Annotated in this window: 22 protein-coding genes and 1 pseudogene; 8 read left to right on the top strand and 15 right to left on the bottom strand. The window is 72.6% G+C overall.

Annotated features, from left to right (window positions below):
* Positions 1–3: 3 nt before the first annotated feature.
* Positions 4–381 (top strand): annotated as a pseudogene (locus ACZ6B1_RS10180) (Uma2 family endonuclease); the annotation flags it as partial.
* Between the two features lie 7 nt (positions 382–388).
* On the opposite strand, the gene ACZ6B1_RS10185 reads toward ACZ6B1_RS10180, so the two are convergent.
* The gene (locus ACZ6B1_RS10185; protein ID WP_468776671.1) at positions 389–1309 is read right to left on the bottom strand and encodes an AEC family transporter; all 921 of its coding nucleotides are present in this window, start codon (positions 1307–1309) and stop codon (positions 389–391) included.
* Positions 1310–1385: 76 nt separating this feature from the next.
* Here ACZ6B1_RS10185 and ACZ6B1_RS10190 point away from each other — a divergent pair, with 76 nt between their 5' ends.
* Complete coding sequence (locus ACZ6B1_RS10190; protein ID WP_468776672.1) at positions 1386–1772, top strand: STAS domain-containing protein; 387 nt, start codon at positions 1386–1388, stop codon at positions 1770–1772.
* Here ACZ6B1_RS10190 and ACZ6B1_RS10195 read toward each other — a convergent pair.
* A complete protein-coding gene (locus ACZ6B1_RS10195) occupies positions 1656–2669 on the bottom strand; it encodes a sigma-70 family RNA polymerase sigma factor (RefSeq protein ID WP_468776674.1) in 1014 nt (337 codons plus the stop codon). The two genes, ACZ6B1_RS10190 and ACZ6B1_RS10195, sit on opposite strands and share 117 nt — an antisense overlap.
* 180 nt (positions 2670–2849) lie before the next feature.
* Positions 2850–4127 (bottom strand): MFS transporter, encoded by a 1278-nt coding sequence (locus tag ACZ6B1_RS10200; protein WP_468776676.1) that lies wholly within the window; start codon positions 4125–4127, stop codon positions 2850–2852.
* A gap of 119 nt (positions 4128–4246) precedes the next feature.
* On the opposite strand from ACZ6B1_RS10200, the gene ACZ6B1_RS10205 reads away from it, so the two are divergent.
* Entirely contained in the window at positions 4247–5140 is an 894-nt protein-coding gene (locus ACZ6B1_RS10205; RefSeq protein WP_468777472.1) for a LysR family transcriptional regulator, read from the top strand.
* Between the two features lie 30 nt (positions 5141–5170).
* Here the strand turns inward: ACZ6B1_RS10205 and ACZ6B1_RS10210 are convergent, their stop codons facing one another.
* Positions 5171–5932: an alpha/beta hydrolase gene (locus ACZ6B1_RS10210; protein WP_468776677.1), complete on the bottom strand. Its 762-nt coding sequence runs from the start codon at positions 5930–5932 to the stop codon at positions 5171–5173.
* A 131-nt stretch (positions 5933–6063) separates the two neighbouring features.
* On the opposite strand from ACZ6B1_RS10210, the gene ACZ6B1_RS10215 reads away from it, so the two are divergent.
* Both ACZ6B1_RS10215 and ACZ6B1_RS10220 read left to right on the top strand, forming a co-directional pair.
* Positions 6064–7239: an adenosine deaminase gene (locus ACZ6B1_RS10215; RefSeq protein ID WP_468776679.1), complete on the top strand. Its 1176-nt coding sequence runs from the start codon at positions 6064–6066 to the stop codon at positions 7237–7239.
* A gap of 151 nt (positions 7240–7390) precedes the next feature.
* Positions 7391–7723, top strand: a complete 333-nt coding sequence (locus ACZ6B1_RS10220) for an ATP-binding protein (protein WP_468776681.1) — start codon at positions 7391–7393, stop codon at positions 7721–7723.
* A 90-nt stretch (positions 7724–7813) separates the two neighbouring features.
* On the opposite strand, the gene ACZ6B1_RS10225 is transcribed toward ACZ6B1_RS10220, so the two are convergent.
* The 5 genes from ACZ6B1_RS10225 to afsQ1 all read right to left on the bottom strand — a co-directional run bounded on the left by ACZ6B1_RS10225 (position 7814) and on the right by afsQ1 (position 11659).
* Positions 7814–8017, bottom strand: coding sequence for a PspC domain-containing protein (locus ACZ6B1_RS10225; protein ID WP_468776682.1), 204 nt, complete (start codon positions 8015–8017; stop codon positions 7814–7816).
* 91 nt (positions 8018–8108) lie between these two features.
* Complete coding sequence (locus ACZ6B1_RS10230) at positions 8109–8669, bottom strand: VanZ family protein (protein WP_468776683.1); 561 nt, start codon at positions 8667–8669, stop codon at positions 8109–8111.
* A gap of 94 nt (positions 8670–8763) precedes the next feature.
* Complete coding sequence (locus ACZ6B1_RS10235; protein WP_468776685.1) at positions 8764–9402, bottom strand: hypothetical protein; 639 nt, start codon at positions 9400–9402, stop codon at positions 8764–8766.
* Complete coding sequence (locus tag ACZ6B1_RS10240) at positions 9399–10985, bottom strand: ATP-binding protein (protein ID WP_468776687.1); 1587 nt, start codon at positions 10983–10985, stop codon at positions 9399–9401. Before ACZ6B1_RS10240 ends, ACZ6B1_RS10235 begins: the two co-directional genes overlap by 4 nt.
* A complete protein-coding gene (gene afsQ1, locus ACZ6B1_RS10245) occupies positions 10982–11659 on the bottom strand; it encodes a two-component system response regulator AfsQ1 (protein ID WP_190012869.1) in 678 nt (225 codons plus the stop codon). Before afsQ1 ends, ACZ6B1_RS10240 begins: the two co-directional genes overlap by 4 nt.
* 295 nt (positions 11660–11954) lie before the next feature.
* Here afsQ1 and ACZ6B1_RS10250 point away from each other — a divergent pair, with 295 nt between their 5' ends.
* Positions 11955–12692, top strand: coding sequence for a SigE family RNA polymerase sigma factor (locus tag ACZ6B1_RS10250; protein ID WP_468776688.1), 738 nt, complete (start codon positions 11955–11957; stop codon positions 12690–12692).
* Between the two features lie 153 nt (positions 12693–12845).
* On the opposite strand, the gene ACZ6B1_RS10255 is transcribed toward ACZ6B1_RS10250, so the two are convergent.
* Positions 12846–13442 (bottom strand): uridine kinase family protein, encoded by a 597-nt coding sequence (locus ACZ6B1_RS10255; RefSeq protein ID WP_468777474.1) that lies wholly within the window; start codon positions 13440–13442, stop codon positions 12846–12848.
* 160 nt (positions 13443–13602) lie between these two features.
* On the opposite strand from ACZ6B1_RS10255, the gene ACZ6B1_RS10260 reads away from it, so the two are divergent.
* A complete protein-coding gene (locus ACZ6B1_RS10260; protein ID WP_468776690.1) occupies positions 13603–13995 on the top strand; it encodes a hypothetical protein in 393 nt (130 codons plus the stop codon).
* 84 nt (positions 13996–14079) lie between these two features.
* Here the strand turns inward: ACZ6B1_RS10260 and ACZ6B1_RS10265 are convergent, their stop codons facing one another.
* From ACZ6B1_RS10265 to deoC, 3 genes are read right to left on the bottom strand one after another with little or no spacing between them, the layout of a single operon-like run.
* Positions 14080–14964 (bottom strand): aldehyde dehydrogenase family protein, encoded by an 885-nt coding sequence (locus ACZ6B1_RS10265; protein WP_468776692.1) that lies wholly within the window; start codon positions 14962–14964, stop codon positions 14080–14082.
* The gene (locus tag ACZ6B1_RS10270) at positions 14957–16393 is read right to left on the bottom strand and encodes an aldehyde dehydrogenase family protein (protein ID WP_468776693.1); all 1437 of its coding nucleotides are present in this window, start codon (positions 16391–16393) and stop codon (positions 14957–14959) included. Before ACZ6B1_RS10270 ends, ACZ6B1_RS10265 begins: the two co-directional genes overlap by 8 nt.
* A gap of 5 nt (positions 16394–16398) precedes the next feature.
* The gene (deoC, locus tag ACZ6B1_RS10275) at positions 16399–17358 is read right to left on the bottom strand and encodes a deoxyribose-phosphate aldolase (RefSeq protein WP_468776695.1); all 960 of its coding nucleotides are present in this window, start codon (positions 17356–17358) and stop codon (positions 16399–16401) included.
* Positions 17359–17494: 136 nt separating this feature from the next.
* Here deoC and ACZ6B1_RS10280 point away from each other — a divergent pair, with 136 nt between their 5' ends.
* Positions 17495–18160, top strand: a complete 666-nt coding sequence (locus ACZ6B1_RS10280; RefSeq protein ID WP_468776696.1) for a PH domain-containing protein — start codon at positions 17495–17497, stop codon at positions 18158–18160.
* A gap of 249 nt (positions 18161–18409) precedes the next feature.
* Here ACZ6B1_RS10280 and ACZ6B1_RS10285 read toward each other — a convergent pair whose 3' ends face one another.
* Positions 18410–20056 (bottom strand): phospho-sugar mutase, encoded by a 1647-nt coding sequence (locus ACZ6B1_RS10285; RefSeq protein ID WP_468776698.1) that lies wholly within the window; start codon positions 20054–20056, stop codon positions 18410–18412.
* Positions 20057–20153: 97 nt separating this feature from the next.
* Positions 20154–20978: a purine-nucleoside phosphorylase gene (locus ACZ6B1_RS10290; protein WP_199211729.1), complete on the bottom strand. Its 825-nt coding sequence runs from the start codon at positions 20976–20978 to the stop codon at positions 20154–20156.
* Between the last annotated feature and the right edge of the window lies 1 nt (position 20979).

Genomic DNA, 20979 nt, shown 5'->3' on the forward strand with positions numbered 1-20979 from the left:
CCGATCTACCAGACACTGGCCATCGCCGTGTCGTCTCGACTGGGGATGCTCATCCCGGACCTCGTGGTCGCCCCGTTGCCTGAGTGCATGGAATCGGAAACCCACATTCCGGCCGCTCTGGCGGAACTGGTCGTAGAAGTGACATCCAAGTCCAACGCACGTCACGACCGCATCAGCAGGCCTGCCGCGTACGCGTCCGCAGGCATCCCGCTGTACCTCCTCGTCGACCGCTGGGCACCCGGCGGTCCGACGGCGACGCTCTACGGAGAACCGAAGGGCGAGGTCTACCGAGTCCTCGCAGCCGTGAAGTTCGGCGATCCCATCAAGCTGCCGGAGCCGTTCGGCATCACCATCGACACCGGAGAGTTCCCCGTCGACTGACACGCCCTCACCCCAGTACCGTCGCCACCCCCACCAGGACCGGCACCGAGACCACCGTCGACAGCAGGACCGACTCGCGGGCCAGGGTCTCGGCGACCCGGTAGCGGCTGGCGTAGGTGAACAGGTTCTGGGCGGCCGGCAGGGCCGAGGTGACGACCACGTCCAGCAGGGGCGCGCCGTGCAGGCCGAAGACGCCGCGCGCCAGTACCCAGGCCACCAGCGGCTGGCCCACCGACTTCAGCGCCACCGACAGCAGGACCAGCCGGCGGTCGAGCCCCCGGCCGGGAGCCGCGCTGCCGCGCAGGGACATGCCGAAGACCAGCAGGGCCGCCGGGACCGACATGTTGCCGATCATGGTCAGCGGCTCCATGACCGGGCCCGGGACCTTCCAGCCCGCCGCGGACACCACCACACCGGTGAGCGAGCCCACCGCGATCGGATTGCGCAGCGGGGTCAGCAGCCGCCGCCACAGGGTGCCCTTCTCACCCGTGCCGGTCAGGTCCAGGACGGTCAGGGCGACGGGCGTGACGATGACGACCTGGAACAGCAGCACCGGGGCCACCAGGGACGCATCGCCCAGGACGTAGGCGGCGATCGGGATGCCGAGGTTGCCCGAGTTGACGTACCCCGCGCACAGGGCGCCGATCGTCGTACGGCCCACGCCCCAGTGCCGCAGCGCGCCCACCGCCACGAAGGCCGCCGAGACCGCGGCCGTGCTCAGAGCCGTCACCAGCAGGCGGCTGGAGAACAGGACGGAGAGGTCGGCCCGGGCCAGCGTGTGGAACAGCAGGGCCGGTCCGGCCACCGAGAAGGCGAGCCGGGTCAGCACGTCACGGCCCGGCTCACCGAGGGTGCCGCGCCACCCGAGCACATAGCCCACCCCGATGACGACCGCGATCACCGCGAACCCGCTCAGCACCCCCGTCACGGCCCCAACCCTCCGCCGGGGCGCGACGGCTGGTCAATGTGATCTCCGCCCGGGCGTGTCCGGCGGGCGGTCCGCGATGAGTTGTGCCCTGGCCGCCGGTCTACCGCACGTGGACGCCTACACACCCGCCGTGCTCGTACTGCCCGGACCCGTCACCCGTGCCGAGGTGGCCGGGCTCTGCGCCGATGTGCGGGCGCTGCTGGAGGGCGGCGGGGCCGCGGTCGTGGTGTGCGACGTGGCCGGTCTCGGGCCGCCGGGGCTCCAGACCGTGGACCTGCTGGCCCGGCTGGAGCTCGCAGCCCGCCGGGCCGGCGGGCGGATACGGCTGCGCGACCCCGCCCCCGCGCTACACGCCCTGCTCGACCTGGTCGGACTCCGCTTCCAGGTGGAGGGGCAGACCGAAGAGCGGGAACCAGCGCGCGGTGTCGAGGAAGCAGTGGAAACCGGTGATCCGGCCGTCTGACACCTCCAGCACCTGCACCGCCCAGGGAGTGAACCCGCCCTTCTCCTCGTCCGGCTTGTAGTGCGCGAAGCCCGGCAGGCCGTTCGCACGCACCGGCAGCAGCCGGGAGCCCGCGCAGGACGCGCCCAGGGTGGCCATGAAGCCGGTGATGTCGGCCGGGCCGCGCAGCCACAGGTCGAACGGCGGCATCGTCATGACGGCGTCCTCGTGCAGCAGCGCGGTCAGCGCCGTCATGTCGTAGCCCTCGAAGGCCTTCACATAGCGGTCGAGCAGTCTCTGCTGCTCCTCGTCCAGCGGGTCGGACACCGCCCCCGCGGCGGCCCCGGAGTCCCGCTCGGCGAGCGTCGCCCGGGCCCGCTGCAGGGCGCTGTTGACGGAGGCGACCGTGGTGCCCAGCAGCTCGGCGACCTCGCTCGCCCGCCAGGCCAGCACCTCGCGCAGGATCAGCACCGCCCGCTGCTTGGGCGGAAGCTGCTGCAGGGCCGCCATGAACGCCAGCCGGACCGACTCCTTGGCGACGGCCGCCTCCGCCGGGTCCTCCACCGTCGGCAGCACGCGGGCGTCCGGCATCGGCTCCAGCCAGGTGTTGTCGGGACGGGGGGAGAGCGCCGCCCGCGCGAGCGGCGTCGCGTCGGTGAGGTCCATCGGGCGGGCCCGCTTGTTGCCCGCCGTCAGCATGTCCAGGCACACGTTCGTCGCGATCCGGTACAGCCACGAGCGCAGGGAGGAGCGGCCCTCGAACTTGTCGTAGCTCCGCCAGGCCCGCACCAGGGTGTCCTGCACCGCGTCCTCGGCCTCGAAGGAGGACCCGAGCATCCGGTAGCAGTACCCGGTCAGCTCGGTGCGGTGCTTCTCCAGCGCTGTGTCGAGGTCCGTCGTCGCCGTTCCGCTGCCCATCGTGCCCACCCCTGTGGCCGTCCGTCCCCGTAGCGCCCCTTCGCGCCCCAGCACTTCGGAAGCTACCGCAGCCCACTGACAATGGCGCCCGGAGAGCGAAAAAGCCCGGCCGGGACCGGTTCCTTCACACAACTGGGCGGACACCGCGGCCGGTGCCCGCCCAGTGGTACGCGCGTCGCCTCAGTACGCCGGGACCGGCTCCCGCCGGGCCGCCCGGGACCCGAGGACGGTGATGGCCACGACGCCGAGGACCGCGAGGACACCGACGCCGACCGTGCCCGCCCAGCCGCCGGCGTGGAACGCCGTCGCGCCCACCGTGCTGCCCGCGCTGGAGCCGATGTAGTACGCGGACTGGTACAGGGCGGAGGCCTGGGCGCGGCCGTGCTCGGCCGTCCTGCTGACCGCCGAGGAGGCGACCGCGTGGCCCGCGAAGAAGCCCGCCGTGATGAGCACCAGGCCCAGCAGGACCAGCGGGAGGGAGGGCGCCAGGGACAGCAGCAGGCCCGCCGCCGTCGTACCGCCCGCCAGGTACAGCGCGCCCCGGCGGCCGAGTCGGCCCACCAGACGGCCCGCCGTCGACGCGGACACCGTACCGACGAGGTACACCAGGAAGATCGAGCCGACGATGCCCTGCGGCAGGGAGAACGGCGCCTCCGTCAGCCGGTAGCCGATCACCGTGTACACGCCGCCGAACACCGTCATGAACAGCGCGCCGATCGCGTACAGCCGGCGCAGCAGCGGGTCGGCGAGATGGCCGCGCACCGTGCCCAGCAGCACCCGCGGGCGCAGCGAGCCCGCGGAGAAGTGCCTCGGGGCCGGCAGCAGCAGCCGGAACGCCACCGCGCAGGCCACCGCGACCGCGCCGATCACACCGACGGCGACCCGCCAGCCCCACTCCTGCGCGACCCAGCCGGTGATCACCCGGCCGCTCATCCCGCCGACGCTGTTGCCCGCCACGAACAGCCCGATAGCCGTGACCAGCGCCTTCGGCCGGACCTCCTCGGCCAGATACGCCGTCGCCGAGGCCGGCAGACCCGCCAGCGCCGCGCCCTGCACGGCCCGCAGCACCACCAGCGCGCCGATCGACGGCGCGAAGGGCACCAGCAGGCCCACGCCCACCGCGACCGCCAGGGAGGCCGTCATCACCGTACGGCGGCCGAAGCGCTCCGACAGGGCACTCATCGGCAGCACGAACAGCGCCAGGCCGCCGGTCGCGGCCGCCACCGTCCAGCTCGCCTCGCTCGCCGCCACTCCGAACTCACCGGAGATCAGCGGCAGCAGGGCCTGGGTGGAGTAGAGCAGGGCGAAGGTCGCGACCCCGGCGAGGAAGAGGGCGAAGCTCATCCGGCGGTAGCCGGGGCCGCCCGGAGCCATCCGGGAGTCGGTCGCGGAGTCGGAGGAGGGGACGGGCGTGACGGCGTCCAGGGTGGCGGACGCCCCGGTACTGGCGGGAGACATGCTTCGACGCTATGCACGGCCCACTGATCCGTCCAATGCATGGAATCGCCATAATCGTTCCCGTGAAGCATGAGCAGAGGTCACAGGGTCAGCTGTCATCGTTCAGTGACATGGAAGACATGGCGCTGTTGCTCGCGCCGCGCCTCGCGTACTTCGCCGGAGTCGCCCGCACCGAGCACGTCACCCGGGCCGCCCACGAGATGAACGTCCCCCAGTCCACGCTCTCCCGGGCCATGGTCCGGCTGGAGCAGGACCTCGGTGTCGGTCTGTTCGCCCGCCACGGCCGCACGGTCTCCCTCACCACCGCGGGCCGCACCTTCCTCGCCTCCGTCGAGCGCGCCCTCGCCGAGATCGAGCGTGCCGCCGATGAGGTCCGCGCCGACGCCGACCCGGCCACCGGCAAGGTCGCCTTCGGCTTCCTGCACACCATGGGCGCCGAGACCGTACCCGGCCTGCTGCACGCCTTCCGCGCCGACCACCCGCGCGTCCGCTTCAGCCTCTTCCAGAACTACGGGGAGGCGATGCTGGAGCGGCTGCGCGCGGGCGAACTGGACCTCTGCCTGACCTCCCCGGTGCCGGACGCCCCCGACCTGGTCGCCCGCCGCCTGGACGAGCAGAAACTGCGCCTGGTCGTGCCGGCCGACCACCGCCTGGCCGGCCGCCGCCGTATCCGGCTGGCCGAGGCGGCCGAGGAAACCTTCGTCACCCTGGAGCCGGGGTACGGCCTGCGCCGTATCACCGACGACCTGTGCCGCGAGGCAGGCTTCAAGCCCCGTATCGCCTTCGAGGGCGAGGAGGCGGAAACCCTGAGGGGCCTGGTGGCGGCCGGCCTCGGCGTCGCCCTGCTGCCGCCCCCGACGGTGCCGCGCCCGGGAGTGGTGGAACTGACGGTCACGGCGCCGCGGGCGGCCCGGGAGATCGGTGTCGCCTGGCTGGCCGACCGCCCGGACACCCCACCGGTGGCGGCCTTCAAGAAGTTCCTGCTCTCCAGGAGGGGGAGCCTGCTTCCCTAGGGATCCGTGGATCTCCGGGGGAGTCCCGCCCTACCTCCGCAGCGACTTGCCGAACCCCGCGGCCAGTGGCATCCGCAGTCCGATCGGTGGCGGAGCGGCCAGCGCGTCCTCCACCGGCCGTGACACAGAGTGCCCGAACAGGGCCCCCATGACGAAGTCCACGGCGAGCGAGCGCACTTCGTCGCGGTACTGGTGCAAGGTGTGGCCGTCGGTGTGCACTTCGAACCGGCACACGTTCCGGTTCGCCTTCTTCGCCCGCTCCGCCAGCCGGAACGACAGCTCCGGGTCGGTGCGTTCGTCGTTCGTGCCGTGCACGATCAGCACCCGCCGCCCCGCGAGCTGCTTCACCGGCTCGGCGGGTGCGGCCACGTCCTCCTCGGGCAGCCAAGGGGCGAGCGCGACGACGGAGTTCACCGCCTCGTGGCCGCCCGCCCGCAGCGCCGCCCGGCCGCCCATGTCCAGGCCCACCAGGCACACCGGCACATCCCCGTACCGGCGTACGACCTCGTCGGCTGCCCACTCCGCGTCCGCCGCCAGATGCGCCTCGCTGCCGTTCCAGCCGCGGTACCGGTAGTGCACGGCGTGCACGGCCAGCCCCTCCTCCCGGCCCGCCCGGGCGAACCGGCGGCCCAGGGAACGAACGAAGGCCGTCGCCCATACGGGGGACGGCCTGCGGTCGGAGGTCTCCTCCCCGCCGGGGAGCAGCAGCACCGCTCCGCTCACCGCCGTCGGCTCCGCCCCGACCGCCTTTCCCAGTCCGGCCGTTCGGACCGGCGTCGCTTGCTGTCCCATGACGCAACAGTGTCAGAAGCCGTGGTGTACGAAACCCGTCCGGGCGGTCACCGTTGCGTATCGGCGGAAAACCTGCTGTGTCTCCTGGGATACCGGGGGTGCTCTACGCGCGTAGGAGTTAGAGTGCGGAAATGACGAGCCAGACTGCACCGACTGGGACCGTCCCGGCCCACGTTCCGGCGCCGGACCAGATCCGACGGGCGCCCAAGGTTCTGCTGCACGACCATCTCGACGGCGGGCTGCGCCCCGGCACCGTCGTCGAACTCGCCCAGGAGATCGGGTACTCCCAACTGCCCGAGACCGACCCCGGCAAGCTGGGCCTCTGGTTCCGTGAGGCAGCCGACTCCGGCTCGCTGGAACGGTACCTGGAGACCTTCTCGCACACCGTCGGCGTGATGCAGACCCGGGACGCGCTGGTCCGGGTCGCCCGCGAGTGCGCCGAGGACCTGGCCGAGGACGGGGTCGTCTACGCCGAGGTGCGCTACGCGCCCGAGCAGCACCTCGCCGCCGGGCTGAGCCTCGAAGAGGTCGTCGAGGCGGTCGACGAGGGCTTCCGGCAGGGGGAGCGGCTCGCCCGGGAGAACGGCCATCGCATCCGGGTCGGCGCCCTGCTGACCGCCATGCGGCACGCCGCCCGCGCCCTGGAGATCGCCGAACTCGCCAACCGCTACCGGGACATGGGTGTCGTCGGCTTCGACATCGCCGGTGCCGAGGCCGGCTACCCGCCCACCCGGCACCTCGACGCCTTCGAGTACCTCAAGCGGGAGAACAACCACTTCACCATCCACGCCGGCGAGGCCTTCGGACTGCCCTCCATCTGGCAGGCGCTGCAGTGGTGCGGAGCCGACCGGCTCGGGCACGGGGTGCGGATCATCGACGACATCGAGGTCCGGGCGGACGGCTCGGTGCGGCTCGGCCGGCTGGCCTCCTACGTCCGCGACAAGCGCATCCCGCTGGAGCTGTGCCCCAGCTCCAACCTGCAGACCGGGGCCGCCTCCTCCTACGCCGAGCACCCGATCGGGCTGCTGCGGCGGCTGCACTTCAGGGCGACCGTGAACACGGACAACAGGCTGATGTCGCACACCAGCATGAGCCGGGAATTCGAGCATCTCGTCGAGGCGTTCGGTTACACGCTCGACGACCTCCAGTGGTTCTCCGTCAATGCGATGAAATCAGCGTTCATTCCTTTCGATGAACGACTCGCGATGATCAATGACGTGATCAAGCCTGGATATGCAGAGCTGAAGTCCGAATGGCTGTTCCAGCAGACCGCCTCCACCAGTGGTTCTTCCGATTCGGAAGGGTGACGGCGGGTAAATCCGCTGCCGAAATGCGAACGCCGCTTCACAAGTCGTACGCATTTCGGTGTTTGCGGCGGGCCGCGCGGGGTGTCTACGGTCGTGGGACCGCTCAGAGCTTTTGTGATCACCCGTCTCCGTATTCAAGGACGCATTTAACATGAAGCAGTCTGCTGCCAAGACCCTCGGTGTCGCCGCCCTCGGTGCCGCTTTCGCGGCCGTGGGTGCGGGCGCCGCCGAGGCGGCCCCGGCCGCTCCGGTCGCCCCGCAGGCCCTGGACTCCGTCACCACCGCACTGCCGGCCCAGAACGTCGGCCAGACGCTCGCCCAGGGGCAGGGCGCTCTCGGCACCGGGGGCACCGTCGCGCAGCCGGTCGTCGGGAACGTCCTCGCCGGGGGGCCGACCGCGCCGCTCGCCGGGCTGCTCGGCGGACTGCCGCTCCAGGGCATGCCCACCCAGGGCGTCGCGGTGAACGGCCTGCCGCTCGGCTGACACCCCGCCGTACGACGCGTCGGCGCGCCCCGGAACCTTCCCGGGACGCGCCGACGGCGTTCACGTGCGCGGGGACCGGCCCGCATGGGCTCACCAGGTCGCGGCGCGGGCCTTGTTCTCGGCCGGGAGCAGGATCCACAGCGCTATGTAGAGCAGGAACTGCGGGCCGGGCAGCAGGCAGGACACCAGGAAGACGACCCGCATCGTCGTCGCCGAGGTGCCGAAGCGCCGGGCCAGCGCGGCGCACACGCCGCCGATCACGCGGCCGTGGGTGGGGCGGACGAGGCTGGACATCTGCGGCTCCTTCGGGACGTCGGACGAGGCGGTCCGGTCGGCTGCCTCAACGATGTCCACGGTACGGAGACGAAGGGGGCGAAGCGTCGCTCTACGGGGCGATCCCGACCCTGGGAATCGTCGGGGTACGACCCTGAGCCAGGTCCTCCTGGACGGTGACCTGCCCGGTGGCGCCGGGCGCCTGCCCGGCCCGCCGGCGCAGCCGGGCCCGGCCGGCCGGGACCACGGCCAGGTGGGCCAGGGCCACGCCCACGGTGTTCAGCAGCAGCGAGTCGACGTCCACGACCCGGCCGGGCACGCCGGTCTGCAGCAGGGCGATGCCGGTGGAGACCAGGGCGCCCGCGGCGGTCGTACGGACCAGGGAGGCGAGCGGCGACACGGCGAGCCTGCCGTGTGCCGCGGGCAGCAGCACACCCAGCGGCGCGAGCAGCGCCAGCCCCTCGGCGATGCGTCTGGCCGCCTGGGCCCCGCCCAGCGCCAGATCGGCCCGGATGCCGGCCAGCGGACGTAGATTGGCGGGCATCACCCAGGGCACGTCCAGGGGCCGCAGCATCAGCCAGGCGACGAGCCCGAGATGGGCGACGAGGAGGACACCCCCCGCCAGACGGATACGGATCGCGGCGCTGCCGCCGATGGAGCCTTGACGCTGCACGCCCCCCAAGACGCACCTCTGTGCACAATCGGTTCCGCAGCGGTCACGGGGACGCGCGTGAGGCGTCCGCCACACGCGGGCGGTGCCCGGCCCGTCAGGCCGCGGTGACCTCGCTCGACGGCGGGTCCTCGCTGCCCGGGCGGTTGCGGACGGTGTCGGTGCACTCGTAGCGGCGCAGCGGAGCGGGGGCCGGGCCGCCGAGGATCACCGAGCCGTCGCCCTCCGTCGCCGCCGAGTCGGACAGCGTGCACACGATCTGGGCGAGGGCGTAGGAGGTGAGCCGGGCCGGGACGGTGCTCAGCCGCAGTGTGTCCTCCGGGTCCTTGCGGCCGGGCCCCGCCACGCCCAGGCCGCCGGGCACGTACGTGGTGTAGCGCGCCGACTTCTCCGCGGCCGTGGGGGACGCGGCGAGCTGGTCCAGCAGGCCCTGGGCCACGATGACCCGGCGCCGCGCGTCCGGGGTGCCCTCCGGGACGCGCACGGTGCGGTCGACCGCGACCAGGGAGGACCCGCACAGCAGGAACACCTGGACCGGCACGCCGTGCGCGGACTGGGTCGTCACATCGGGCGCGGACAGCGAGCACGGCACCCGGGAGGGCGCCGCGCCGAAGTCCGTCGGCACCTCGGTGGGCCGGATCCCGCACCCGGCGACCACCGTGGTCAGGAGGGAGGCCGCGAGCAGACGTCGTGCGGTCCGGGCCGTCGGGGCGGTCCGTTCGGTCCGTGCGGTCATGATCCCTCCTTCCCGGTGGTGTTCCCGGCCTTGTCGTCCTGGGTGCCCTCGTCGTCCTCCGCCGTCAGCCGGGAGGCGTCCCGTGGCAGCCGCAGTGTGAACACCGCGCCGCCCTCCGGCGAGTTGGCGGCGGTGATGCCGCCGCCGTGGATGTGGGCGTTCTCCATGGCGATGGACAGGCCCAGGCCGCTGCCCTCGGAGCGCGGCCGGGAGGCACTGGCCTTGTAGAAGCGGTCGAAGACGTGCGGCAGGACGTCCTCGGGGATGCCCGGCCCGTGGTCGCGCACCGCGATGACGAGGTCGTCGCCGTCGATCCGCACCGACACCCTGACCGGCGAGCCGCCGTGCTTGAGGGCGTTGCCGATCAGGTTGGCCAGTATGACGTCCAGGCGGCGCGGGTCCAGCCGGGCGTGGCGTCCGCGCTCGGCGTCCAGCTCGACCGCGTCCAGCCAGGCGCGGGCGTCGATGCAGGCGGTGATCTGGTCGGCGATGTCCACGTCGTCCAGGACCAGCCGGGCGGTGCCCGCGTCGAAGCGGGTCACCTCCATCAGGTTCTCGACCAGGTCGTTCAGCCGCCGGGTCTCGCTGACCACGAGCCGTACGGCGGGCTCGATCATCGGGTCGATGCTCCCGGCCTCCGCGTCCAGCTCCTCCTCCAGCACCTCCGTCACGGCGGTGATGGCGGTCAGTGGGGTCCGCAGCTCATGGCTCATGTCCGCCACGAAGCGGCGCGAGGACTCGTCCCGGGCGGCCATGTCGGCGACCCGTTTCTCCAGCGCCTCGGCGGCGTTGTTGAACGTCCGGGACAGATCGGCCAGTTCGTCGGTGCCGGACACGCTGAGCCGGGTGTCCAGCCGGCCCTCGCCGAGCCGCCGGGCGGCCACCCCGAGCCGGTGCACCGGCTTCAGTACGGTGGTGGCGGCGGCCTGCGCGAGCAGCGCGGAGCCGATCAGGGCCAGGCCGGTCGCGATCCCCAGCGACCAGGCCAGCGAGTTCAGGTCCTTGGCCTCCGGCTCCAGCGACTTGGCCAGATAGCCCGTCGGGCCACCGCCGGCCAGCCGCGCGCCCGCCACCAGGTAGGGCGTGCCGTGGTCGTCGACCCGCTGCCAGTACAGGTGGTACGGCGCCTTGTTGCCGTCGGTCACCTTCTGCCGCTTGTTCACGGCCGCGCGCAGCGACGCCGGCACGTCCTCCAGCGAGAAGCCGTTGATCCCGCCCGAGGTGCCGTACACCGTCTTGCCGTCCGCGTCCTCGGCGACCAGCAGCACGCTGAACCGCTGGCTGCTGCCGGCCATCTGGCCCGCCGCGCGCTGGAGTTCGTCCTGGGTGGGACGTGTGGGCAGCGCGCCCGCGCGGTTCTGCATCTCCTGCTGGAAGTCGCGCAGCACCGCGTCCTGCGCGCGCGTCAGCACCGCCTCGCGGTTCAGCCAGTACGCGATGGCCGACGCCGACACCGCGGCGGTGAGCGCGACCAGCGCGAAGACCACGACCAGCCGCAGCCTGAGGCTGGTGAACCGCAGCCGCGACACACTTCCCTTGCGCCCCGCGGCCCAGCCGCGCGGTCCCCCTCGCGTATCGGTCACTGAGGCGTGTCCAGGCGGTAGCCGACACCACGCACGGTTCGGATCAGGGTCGGGGAGGAGGGCACGTCCTCCACCTTGGCGCGCAGCCGCTGCACACACGCGTCCACCAGACGCGAGTCGCCCAGGTAGTCGTGCTCCCACACCAGCCGCAGCAACTGCTGCCGGGAGAGCGCCTGACCGGGCCGCCGGCTCAGCTCCAGCAGCAGCCGCAGCTCGGTCGGCGTGAGCTGCAGGTCCTCGCCGTTCTTGGTCACGGTCATCGCGGAGCGGTCGATGACGAGGCTGCCGAAGGTCGCCGAGTCGCTGGACTCGCGCTCCCCGCGCCGCAGCACGGCCCGGATCCGGGCGTCCAGCACCCGGCCCTGGACGGGCTTCACGACGTAGTCGTCGGCACCGGACTCCAGTCCGACCACCACGTCGATGTCATCGCTGCGGGCGGTCAGCAGGATGATCGGCAACTGGTCGGTGCGCCGGATGCGCCGGCACACCTCGAACCCGTCGATGCCGGGCAGCATCACGTCCAGCACGATCAGATCCGGCCGCTGCTCGCGCAGCAGCTTCAGACCGTCCTCACCGCTGGCAGCGGTCGCCACCCGGTGTCCCTGGCGCGTCAGGGAGAGCTCCAGGGCCGTGCGGATGGCGTCGTCGTCCTCGATCAGCAACAGGGAAGGCACGGGCTCATTCTGGCCCATGGACGGGGTGCGGATCGACCGGTGGGACGTAGATCGCGGCAGCGGGGCCCCACGGCGGCCCGGGCGCGCCCCGGCGGACTGCTCCGCCCGGGACCGGCGAGACCGTGTCGCCCCCTCCCGGGCGGACCCTCTGACACGCCCCGGCCCCGACCCCTGTGACAGGTCTGTGACAGTCGGCGGACACGGCCATGAAGGTCACTCGGCAAGCTTTTCGGCACAGGCAAGGAAGCACGCCGAGCAGGCCGGGGCACCGGAAGTCCACGACGGGGAGCGCGAGATGAACACGCTGCACAGCATCAGCACCAGCGCAGTGGTCACGCGTCTGCACGACGTGCACCGGGGCCCGGAGAAGTCCGGTGCCGTGAGCGGGCGGGGGTGCGCTCGCGGCATCGGGCGTCAGCACACCGGTTACATGACGGTGGTTGACGCGCACACGGGGGAGACGCACGGGGGATCCGCGTACGGGGAGGAATCGGGGGAGCGTCGCTCGCTGACCGAGGCGGAGTTCACCGCCTACGTCCAGGAGCGCCGCGCCTCCCTGTACGCCACCGCCTACCACCTGACCGGCGACCGTTTCGAGGCCGAGGACCTGCTGCAGAGCGCGCTGTTCTCGACGTACCGGGCGTGGGAGCGGATCAGCGACAAGGCGGCGGTCGGCGGCTATCTGCGCCGCACCATGACCAACCTGCACATCAGCGCCTGGCGGCGCCGCAAGCTCAACGAGTACCCCACCGAGGAACTGCCGGAGACGCCCGGCGACACGGACGCGATGCGCGGCACCGAACTGCGCGCGGTCCTGTGGCAGGCGCTGGCCCGGCTGCCCGAACTCCAGCGCACCATGCTGGTCCTGCGCTACTACGAGGGCCGTACGGACCCGGAGATCGCGGAGATCCTCGGCATCAGTGTCGGCACGGTGAAGTCCAGCATCTGGCGGTCCCTGCGCCGGCTGCGCGAGGACGAAGTCCTCAGCTTCGGCCGTGACGAGGAGAGCGCCTTCGGCGAGCTGGTCGCCTGAGGTCAGGGGGGGAGCAACGGGGGAACGGGGGACCACTGGGGGGTGGAACCCACGGGGGAACACGGGGGAGCACGGGGGAGTGAAAAGGAGCGGGACTGGCGGGCCTCGGGCCCGTCCAGTCCCGCCTCGCGTTCGGCGCGCCGCGCGCCCCTCCTACGCCACCGTGCGCTGCGGAGCCGGCCGGACGGCCGCGGTCATCCGGTCCAGTGCCTCGTCCCGGTCGCAGGGATGGGCGCCCAGGGACACCTGCCGGGCCACGATCGACCGCTCGGAGCGCATCAGCCGCCAGCCCCGCCGCAGCAGGAACGGCACCGACTTGCGGCCCTCCCTGAGGTCCCGCAGGAAGCGCCGGCGGAAGGTGGTGACCGAACCCCGGCTCAGGCACAGCGCGTCGGCCAGCACACCCCGTTCCCGGCAGCGCGCCACGATCTCGGCCGCGAAGATGCCCTCCGCGATGAACAGCGGCGCGGTTCCTATGCTCAGCGTCTCCTCGCCGGTGCGGGCGCTCAGCGCGAGGTCGTACACCGGGACGGGCGTCGCTCCCGTGGCGCACAGCCGGACGATGGCCTCGACCGCGACGTCCGCGTCCCACGACGCGGGGTGGTCCCAGTCGATGTCCGAACTCCCGTCCACCAGCGGCAGGGTCGGGTCGCCGGCCTCCTTGTAGAAGTCGTCGAGGCGCAGCACGGGAAGCCCGGAACGGGCGGCGACGAGGGACTTGCCCGAACCCGAGGGGCCGCAGAGCAGCACGACGCGGGCGGGGGACGGCGGATGAAGGCTCACGGAACACCAGTTTGACGTATGGCGGCGCTCCTGCCGACCCCGCGGGTCGGCTTTGGAGCGCGCGTCACATCTCAACTACCCTACGTGCTGATCTGTTTACCCTGCGCACCAGAAGGCGGCACCGGCGATGGCCCGACACACTTCCTCCCAGCACCCCACCGTGCAGCGCGCCCTGATCGCCCTCGCGGCCGCCGGAGCGGCGCTGGGAGCGGGCGCGGCGTCCGCGCACGCGGACGGCGGCACCCGGCTAGCCGACGCGCCCGCCTCGCTCGGCGACCTCGACCCGGCCGCGGGTCTGACGTCCGTCACCGGCACGGTCGGCTACGCCACCGGCCCGGTCTCCGGCCTCAAGCCCAACCCGCTCGCGGGCACCGGCGTCGACCCGCTGGACAACGGCGTCGGCACCCAGATCGCCGACTTCAAGCCGGTCAGCTCCCGCGATCTGACCCGGCCGGTCGCCGAGGCGGATTCGTTCGGGAGCCTGCCGGTGCTGGGTCAGGTGCTGGGCCCGCAGGGCTGACCGGCGCCGCCCCGGTACGACGAAGAGCCGCGCCACCCCCGGACGGAGGGGTGACGCGGCTCGCTCGTGCGGGCGTGGGCAGGCTCAGTACGACGAGCCGGACGCGCCCAGGGAACCCGTCGGGTGCCAGACCGTCTTGGTCTCCAGGAACGCCGTCATGCGGTCGGTGCCCGGCGTCTCGAAGTAATCCACAGGCTGTGGACGCAGGACGCGCTTCAGGTTGTCCGCCGCCGCGATCTCCAGCTCCTTGGCCAGCACCTCGTCGGCGCCCGCGAGGTCGATCGCGTTGACGTCCTGGTGCGCGGCCAGCGGCGTGGCGATCTCCGCCGTACGGCCCGACAGGACGTTGACGACACCGCCGGGGACGTCGGAGGTGGCCAGCACCTCGCCCAGGGACAGGGCGGGCAGCGGGGCCTTCTCGGAGGCGATCACGACCGCCGTGTTGCCGGTGGCGATCACCGGGGCCACGACCGAGACCAGGCCGAGGAACGACGACTCCTGCGGGGCCAGGACGGTGACCACGCCGGTCGGCTCCGGGGAGGAGAGGTTGAAGAACGGGCCCGCGACCGGGTTGGCGCCACCCACCACCTGGGCGATCTTGTCGGTCCAGCCCGCGTACCAGACCCAGCGGTCGATCGCGGCGTCCACGACCGCCGCCGCCTTGGACTTCGACAGGCCCTCGGCGTCCGCGACCTCCCGGACGAACTGTTCCCGGCGGCCCTCCAGCATCTCCGCGACGCGGTAGAGGACCTGGCCGCGGTTGTAGGCGGTCGCGCCGGACCAGCCGCCGAACGCCTTGCGCGCGGCGACCACCGCGTCACGGGCGTCCTTGCGGGAGGACTGCGGAGCGTTGGCCAGCCACTTGCCCTTCGAGTCGGTCACCTCGTACACCCGGCCGCTCTCGGATCGCGGGAACTTCCCGCCGACGTACAGCTTGTAGGTCTTGAAGACAGTGAGCCGATCAGACATCGAGGTACGCCTCCAGGCCGTGGCGGCCGCCCTCGCGGCCGAAGCCCGACTCCTTGAAGCCGCCGAACGGCGAGGTCGGGTCGAACTTGTTGAACGTGTTGGACCAGACGACACCGGCGCGCAGCTTGCCCGCCACGGCCAGGATGCGGGAGCCCTTCTCGGTCCAGATGCCCGCCGACAGGCCGTACGCGGTGTTGTTGGCCTTGGCGACCGCCTCGTCGGGCGTGCGGAAGGTCAGGACCGACAGCACCGGGCCGAAGATCTCGTCGCGGGCGATGGTGTGCGCCTGGGTGACGTTCGTGAAGAGCGTCGGCGCGAACCAGTAGCCGGAGCCCGGCAGTTCGCAGGCGGGGGACCAGCGCTGGGCGCCCTCCGCCTCACCCTGCTCGGCCAGCGCGGTGATCCGGGCGAGCTGCTCGGCGGAGTTGATGGCGCCGATGTCGGTGTTCTTGTCGAGCGGGTCGCCCAGCCGCAGCGTGGACAGCCGGCGCTTGAGGGAGTCGAGCAGCTCGTCGTGGATCGACTCCTGGACCAGCAGCCTGGAGCCCGCGCAGCAGACCTGGCCCTGGTTGAAGAAGATGCCGTTCACGATGCCCTCGACGGCCTGGTCGATGGGCGCGTCGTCGAAGACGATGTTGGCGCCCTTGCCGCCCAGCTCGAGGGTGAGCTTCTTGCGGGTGCCGGCGACGGTCCGCGCGATCTCCTTGCCGACGTTCGTCGACCCGGTGAACGCGACCTTGTTCACGTCCGGGTGCGCGACGAGCGCGGCACCCGTGTCGCCGTAGCCCGGGAGGATGTTGACGACGCCCTTGGGCAGGCCCGCCTGGCGGCAGATGTCCGCGAAGAACAGGGCCGACAGCGGCGTGGTCTCGGCCGGCTTCAGCACGACCGTGTTGCCGGTCGCCAGCGCCGGGGCGATCTTCCACGCCAGCATCAGCAGCGGGAAGTTCCACGGGATCACCTGGCCGGCGACGCCGAGGGGCTTCGGGTCCGTGCCGAAGCCGGCGTGGCCGAGCTTGTCGGCCCAGCCCGCGTAGTAGAAGAAGTGCGCGGCGACCAGCGGGAGGTCCGCGTCGCGGGTCTCCTTGATCGGCTTGCCGTTGTCCAGCGTCTCCAGGACCGCCAGCTCGCGGCTGCGCTCCTGGATGATGCGGGCGATGCGGAACAGGTACTTGGCGCGCTCGGAGCCGGGCAGCGCCGACCACTTCTCGAAGGCCTTGCGGGCGGCCTTCACGGCGCGGTCGACGTCCTCGGCGCCGGCCTGGGCGACCTCGGAGAGCACCTCCTCCGTCGACGGCGAGACCGTCTTGAAGACCTTGCCGGCGGCGGCCTCGGTGAACTCGCCGTCGATGAACAGGCCGTAGGAGGGGGCGATGTCGACGACCGCGCGGGACTCGGGCGCCGGTGCGTAGTCGAATGCGGATGCCATGGTGATCAGTCCACCGTCACGTAGTCGGGGCCGGAGTAACGGCCGGTGGCCAGCTTCTGACGCTGCATCAGCAGGTCGTTCAGGAGCGAGGAGGCGCCGAAGCGGAACCAGTGGTTGTCCAGCCAGTCCTCGCCCGCGGTCTCGTTGACCAGGACCAGGAACTTGATGGCGTCCTTGGTGGTCCGGATGCCGCCGGCCGGCTTCACGCCGATCTGGACGCCGGTCTGGGCGCGGAAGTCGCGGACGGCCTCCAGCATGAGCAGGGTGTTGGCGGGCGTGGCGTTCACCGCCACCTTGCCGGTCGACGTCTTGATGAAGTCGGCCCCCGCGATCATGCCCAGCCAGCTCGCCCGGCGGATGTTGTCGTACGTCGACAGCTCGCCGGTCTCGAAGATGACCTTCAGCCGGGCACTCGTGCCGCAGGCCTCCTTCACGGCGACGATCTCGTCGTGCACCTTGAGGTAGTCGCCCGAGAGGAACGCGCCACGGTCGATGACCATGTCGATCTCGTCGGCGCCCGCGGCGACGGCGTCCCGGACGTCGGCCAGCTTCACCCCGAGGGCGGCCCGGCCGGCCGGGAAGGCGGTGGCGACCGAGGCGACCTTCACGCCGGAACCGGCGACGGCCTCCTTGGCGGTGGTCACCATGTCGGGGTAGACGCAGACGGCCGCGGTCGCGGGGGTGGTGCGGTCCGTCGGGTCGGGATGGACCGCCTTGGCGCCGAGCGCCCGGACCTTGCCCGGGGTGTCCGCGCCTTCCAGCGTCGTCAGGTCGACCATCGAGATGGCCAGATCGATGGCGTACGCCTTCGCGGTGGTCTTGATGGAACGGGTGCCGAGAGACGCGGCGCGCGCCTCCAGGCCGACCGCGTCGACGCCGGGCAGCCCGTGGAGGAAGCGGCGCAGCGTGCTGTCGGACGCGGTGACGTCAGCGAAAGGCTGTGCGGGGGATGCAGTGGTGGGCATGGTCACCAGACGAGCATATCTACGCGCGTAGCGGATGTGAAGCCCCGGGTGCTCACCACCTGCCCGGCGATCACGGACGAGCGCTCGCGCCGGGGTGCGCGGGAACGGTTCGCCGCCGTCGGGCAGAATCGGCACCATGACGACCCCGGACCACCAGTCACCCGAGCCACGGCCCACCGCCAAGGACGTGATCTACCGCTCGCCCCTGGCACTCGTGGCCGGTGTGCTGCTGCTGGTGCTCGCCTGCTGGCTCGGCTTCGACGCGCTGGTCCGCGGGCACGGGCGCACCCCCTGGCTGGCGCTCGCCGCGCTGATCCTCGCCGTACCGCTGGTGGTCGCGTTCACGCTGCGCCCGGCGGTGTTCTCGGGCGAGGACCGGCTCAGGGTCCGCAACCCCTTCCGGTCGGTCACCCTGCCCTGGGGCGAGGTCGCCTCCCTGCGCTCCGGCTACACCAACGAGGTCGTCGCCAACTCCGGCGACAAGTACCAGCTCTGGGCCATCCCCGTCTCGCTGCGCGCCCGCAAGAAGGCGGCACGCCGGCAGGCCCGCGCGGACGCGGCGGCCCGGGGCGGCCGGTCCGGCACCTTCGGCCTCGGCGGCGCCCTCGGGGGCCTCGTCGACCACGACGGGCCGACCCGCGCGGAGAGCGACCAGATCATCGACGACCTGCGGGCGACCGTGGAGCGCAGGGGTCCGGCCAAGACGGCCCAGGGCGAGGTGACGGTGCGCTGGGCCTACGAGGTGATCGCCCCCGCGGTCGCCGGCGCCGTGCTGCTCGCGGTGCTGCTGGCGGTGGGCTGAGGCCGGCCGGGGACGCGGGGCGGGAAGCCGGCCCGCGCGGACGGGAGGAGCGTGAGGCAGGGGCCGCCGGTGTTCCCGGGGTCGCGGACGCGGTCCGCCCCGGTCCTTGGGCGATCCGCCTGCCCGGCGGCCGCGGTGCCGCCGCCCCGGGCCCGGCCCCGCTCCGTGACGCCGTGCGTGTGCTGGGTCATCGGTCACGGTGGCGGGGCGGGGCCTGGAGGCGTGCGGTGATCGGGGAAGAAGGGCCGCTCAGAGCCCCGCGGCCGCCGAGAGGTCCCGCTTGAGGGCCGTCAGGAGCTCGGTGGCCCTGGTGCGGGCCGCCGGGAGGGCGGCGTGGTCGGGGGCCGGGACGACGACCTCCAGGTAGCACTTCAGCTTGGGCTCGGTGCCGCTGGGGCGGACGACGACCCGGGCGCCGTCGAGCGTGTAGCGCAGGCCGTCGGTGGGCGGGAGCCGGTCCGTGCCCAGGGTCAGGTCCTCGGCGCGGCTGATGGCCAGGCCCGCCAGCTCGGTCGGAGGCTGCTCGCGCAGCCGGCGCATCGCGTCCGAGATGACCGAGAGGTCCTCGACGCGGACCGAGAGCTGGTCGGTCGCGTGCAGCCCGTGTTCCACGGCCAGGTCGTCGAGCAGGTCGAGCAGGGTGCGGCCCCGCTCCTTGAGCACCGAGGCCAGCTCGGTGATCAGCAGCGCGGCGGTGATGCCGTCCTTGTCCCGCACACCCTCCGGGTCGACGCAGTAGCCGAGCGCCTCCTCGTAGCCGTAGCGCAGGCCGTCCACGCGGGCGATCCACTTGAAGCCGGTCAGGGTCTCCTCGTACGGGAGCTTCGCGCTCTCGGCGATACGGCCGAGGAGGGAGGACGAGACGATCGACTCCGCGAAGGTGCCGGTGGCCCCGCGCCCGACCAGATGGGCGGCGAGCAGCGAGCCCACCTCGTCGCCGCGCAGCATCCGCCAGTCGGCGCCGTCCCGGACGGCCACGGCGCAGCGGTCGGCGTCCGGGTCGTTGGCGATGACCAGGTCCGGGTCGGTGGCGCGGGCCCGCGCGAACGCCAGGTCCATGGCACCCGGCTCCTCCGGGTTGGGGAACGCCACCGTCGGGAAGTCCGGGTCGGGGTCGGCCTGCTCGGCGACCAGAACCGGCTCCGGGAACCCGGCGCGGGCGAACGCGGCCAGCAGGACGTCCCGGCCGACGCCGTGCATCGCCGTGTAGACCGTGCGGGCGGTGCGCGGGGAGCCGGCCGCCAGGACGGCGTCCGTACGGGCCAGATAGGCCTCCAGGACCGAGTCGTCCAGGGTCTCCCAGCCGGACTCCGGACGGGGGACGTCGTTCAGCGACGCGATCGCGTCGATCTCGGCGGCGATCTCCGCGTCGGCGGGCGGGACGATCTGGGAGCCGTCGCCGAGGTAGACCTTGTAGCCGTTGTCCCGGGGCGGGTTGTGGCTGGCGGTGACCTCCACGCCCGCGACCGCGCCCAGGTGCCGGATGGCGAACGCCAGGACCGGGGTGGGCAGGGGACGCGGCAGCACGGCGGCCCGCAGGCCGGCGCCGGTCACCACGGCGGCGGTGTCCCGGGCGAAGTCGGCGGACATGTGGCGGGCGTCGTAGCCGATGACGACCAGCCCGGCGCCGTCGTCCCCGTGGGCGGCCCCGTTCTTCCTCAGGTACGCGGCGAGGCCGGCCGCGGCACGGATGACGACCGCGCGGTTCATGCGCATCGGGCCGGCGCCCAGCTCGCCGCGCAGGCCCGCGGTGCCGAACTGGAGGGTGCCGGAGAACCGGGCGGCCAGTTCGGACACGTCACCGGCGTCGATCAGCCCGGCCAGTTCCTCGCGGGTGCGCGGGTCGGGGTCCTCGGCGAGCCATGCCTTGGCCTTGGCGATGAGTTCGTCGTGCACCTTGGGATCAACCTCTCCTCAGTTCCTGCCGGAGGCTTCGCCCCCGGACCCCCGTTCCGCACCGCCCCGCCGGCCCGGCCGGCGGGCGGGCGGTCTCTCAGATCCTGCCCAGTACCTGCGTCAGCAGCTGGCCCATGCGCGCCGCCGAGTCGCGGCCCGCCTGCAGGACCTCCTCGTGGTTCAGCGGCTCGCCGGTCATGCCCGCGGCCAGGTTGGTGACCAGGGAGATGCCCAGCACCTCGGCGCCGGCCTCACGGGCGGCGATCGCCTCGAGCACCGTGGACATGCCGACCAGGTCCGCGCCGATGACGCGGGCCATGCGGATCTCCGCCGGGGTCTCGTAGTGCGGGCCGGGGAACTGCGCGTAGACGCCCTCCTCCAGGCTGGAGTCGATCTCCTTGCACAGGGCGCGCAGGCGCGGGGAGTAGAGGTCCGTGAGGTCGACGAAGTTGGCGCCGACGATCGGCGAGGTCGCCGTCAGGTTGATGTGATCGCTGATCAGCACCGGCTGGCCGGGGCGCATGCCCTCGCGCAGGCCGCCGCAGCCGTTGGTGAGGACCACGGTCTTGCAACCGGCGGCGACGGCCGTGCGGACGCCGTGCGCGACGGCGGCGACCCCGCGGCCCTCGTAGTAGTGCGTGCGGCCCAGGAAGACCAGGGCGCGCTTGTCACCGAAGGAGTACGAGCGGATCTTGCCGCCGTGCCCCTCGACGGCCGGCGGCGGGAAGCCGGGCAGCTCGGTGACCTGGAACTCGGCGTCGGGGGCGCCCAGGGCGTCGACGGCCGGAGCCCAGCCGGAGCCCATCACGAGGGCGACGTCGTGGGTCTCGGCGCCGGTCAGTTCGCGCAGGCGCGCGGCGGCGGCGTCGGCGGCGGCGTAGGGATCGCCCTGGATGTCGTCCGGAAGAAGAGATGCGTTCACG

The organism is Streptomyces sp. NPDC041129, assembly GCF_055592265.1.

Excerpts from the sequence above, each read along its gene's own strand:
- ACZ6B1_RS10260 (WP_468776690.1), top strand. The coding sequence starts at position 13,603 with ATGGCCCGACACACTTCCTCCCAGCACCCCACCGTGCAGCGCGCCCTG.
- deoC (WP_468776695.1), bottom strand. The coding sequence starts at position 17,358 with ATGCCCACCACTGCATCCCCCGCACAGCCTTTCGCTGACGTCACCGCG.
- ACZ6B1_RS10220 (WP_468776681.1), top strand. The coding sequence starts at position 7,391 with ATGAAGCAGTCTGCTGCCAAGACCCTCGGTGTCGCCGCCCTCGGTGCC.
- ACZ6B1_RS10265 (WP_468776692.1), bottom strand. The coding sequence starts at position 14,964 with ATGTCTGATCGGCTCACTGTCTTCAAGACCTACAAGCTGTACGTCGGC.
- ACZ6B1_RS10225 (WP_468776682.1), bottom strand. The coding sequence starts at position 8,017 with ATGTCCAGCCTCGTCCGCCCCACCCACGGCCGCGTGATCGGCGGCGTG.
- ACZ6B1_RS10200 (WP_468776676.1), bottom strand. The coding sequence starts at position 4,127 with ATGTCTCCCGCCAGTACCGGGGCGTCCGCCACCCTGGACGCCGTCACG.
- ACZ6B1_RS10205 (WP_468777472.1), top strand. The coding sequence starts at position 4,247 with ATGGCGCTGTTGCTCGCGCCGCGCCTCGCGTACTTCGCCGGAGTCGCC.
- ACZ6B1_RS10280 (WP_468776696.1), top strand. The coding sequence starts at position 17,495 with ATGACGACCCCGGACCACCAGTCACCCGAGCCACGGCCCACCGCCAAG.
- ACZ6B1_RS10250 (WP_468776688.1), top strand. The coding sequence starts at position 11,955 with ATGAACACGCTGCACAGCATCAGCACCAGCGCAGTGGTCACGCGTCTG.
- ACZ6B1_RS10270 (WP_468776693.1), bottom strand. The coding sequence starts at position 16,393 with ATGGCATCCGCATTCGACTACGCACCGGCGCCCGAGTCCCGCGCGGTC.
- ACZ6B1_RS10190 (WP_468776672.1), top strand. The coding sequence starts at position 1,386 with ATGAGTTGTGCCCTGGCCGCCGGTCTACCGCACGTGGACGCCTACACA.
- ACZ6B1_RS10195 (WP_468776674.1), bottom strand. The coding sequence starts at position 2,669 with ATGGGCAGCGGAACGGCGACGACGGACCTCGACACAGCGCTGGAGAAG.
- ACZ6B1_RS10215 (WP_468776679.1), top strand. The coding sequence starts at position 6,064 with ATGACGAGCCAGACTGCACCGACTGGGACCGTCCCGGCCCACGTTCCG.
- ACZ6B1_RS10210 (WP_468776677.1), bottom strand. The coding sequence starts at position 5,932 with ATGGGACAGCAAGCGACGCCGGTCCGAACGGCCGGACTGGGAAAGGCG.
- ACZ6B1_RS10235 (WP_468776685.1), bottom strand. The coding sequence starts at position 9,402 with ATGACCGCACGGACCGAACGGACCGCCCCGACGGCCCGGACCGCACGA.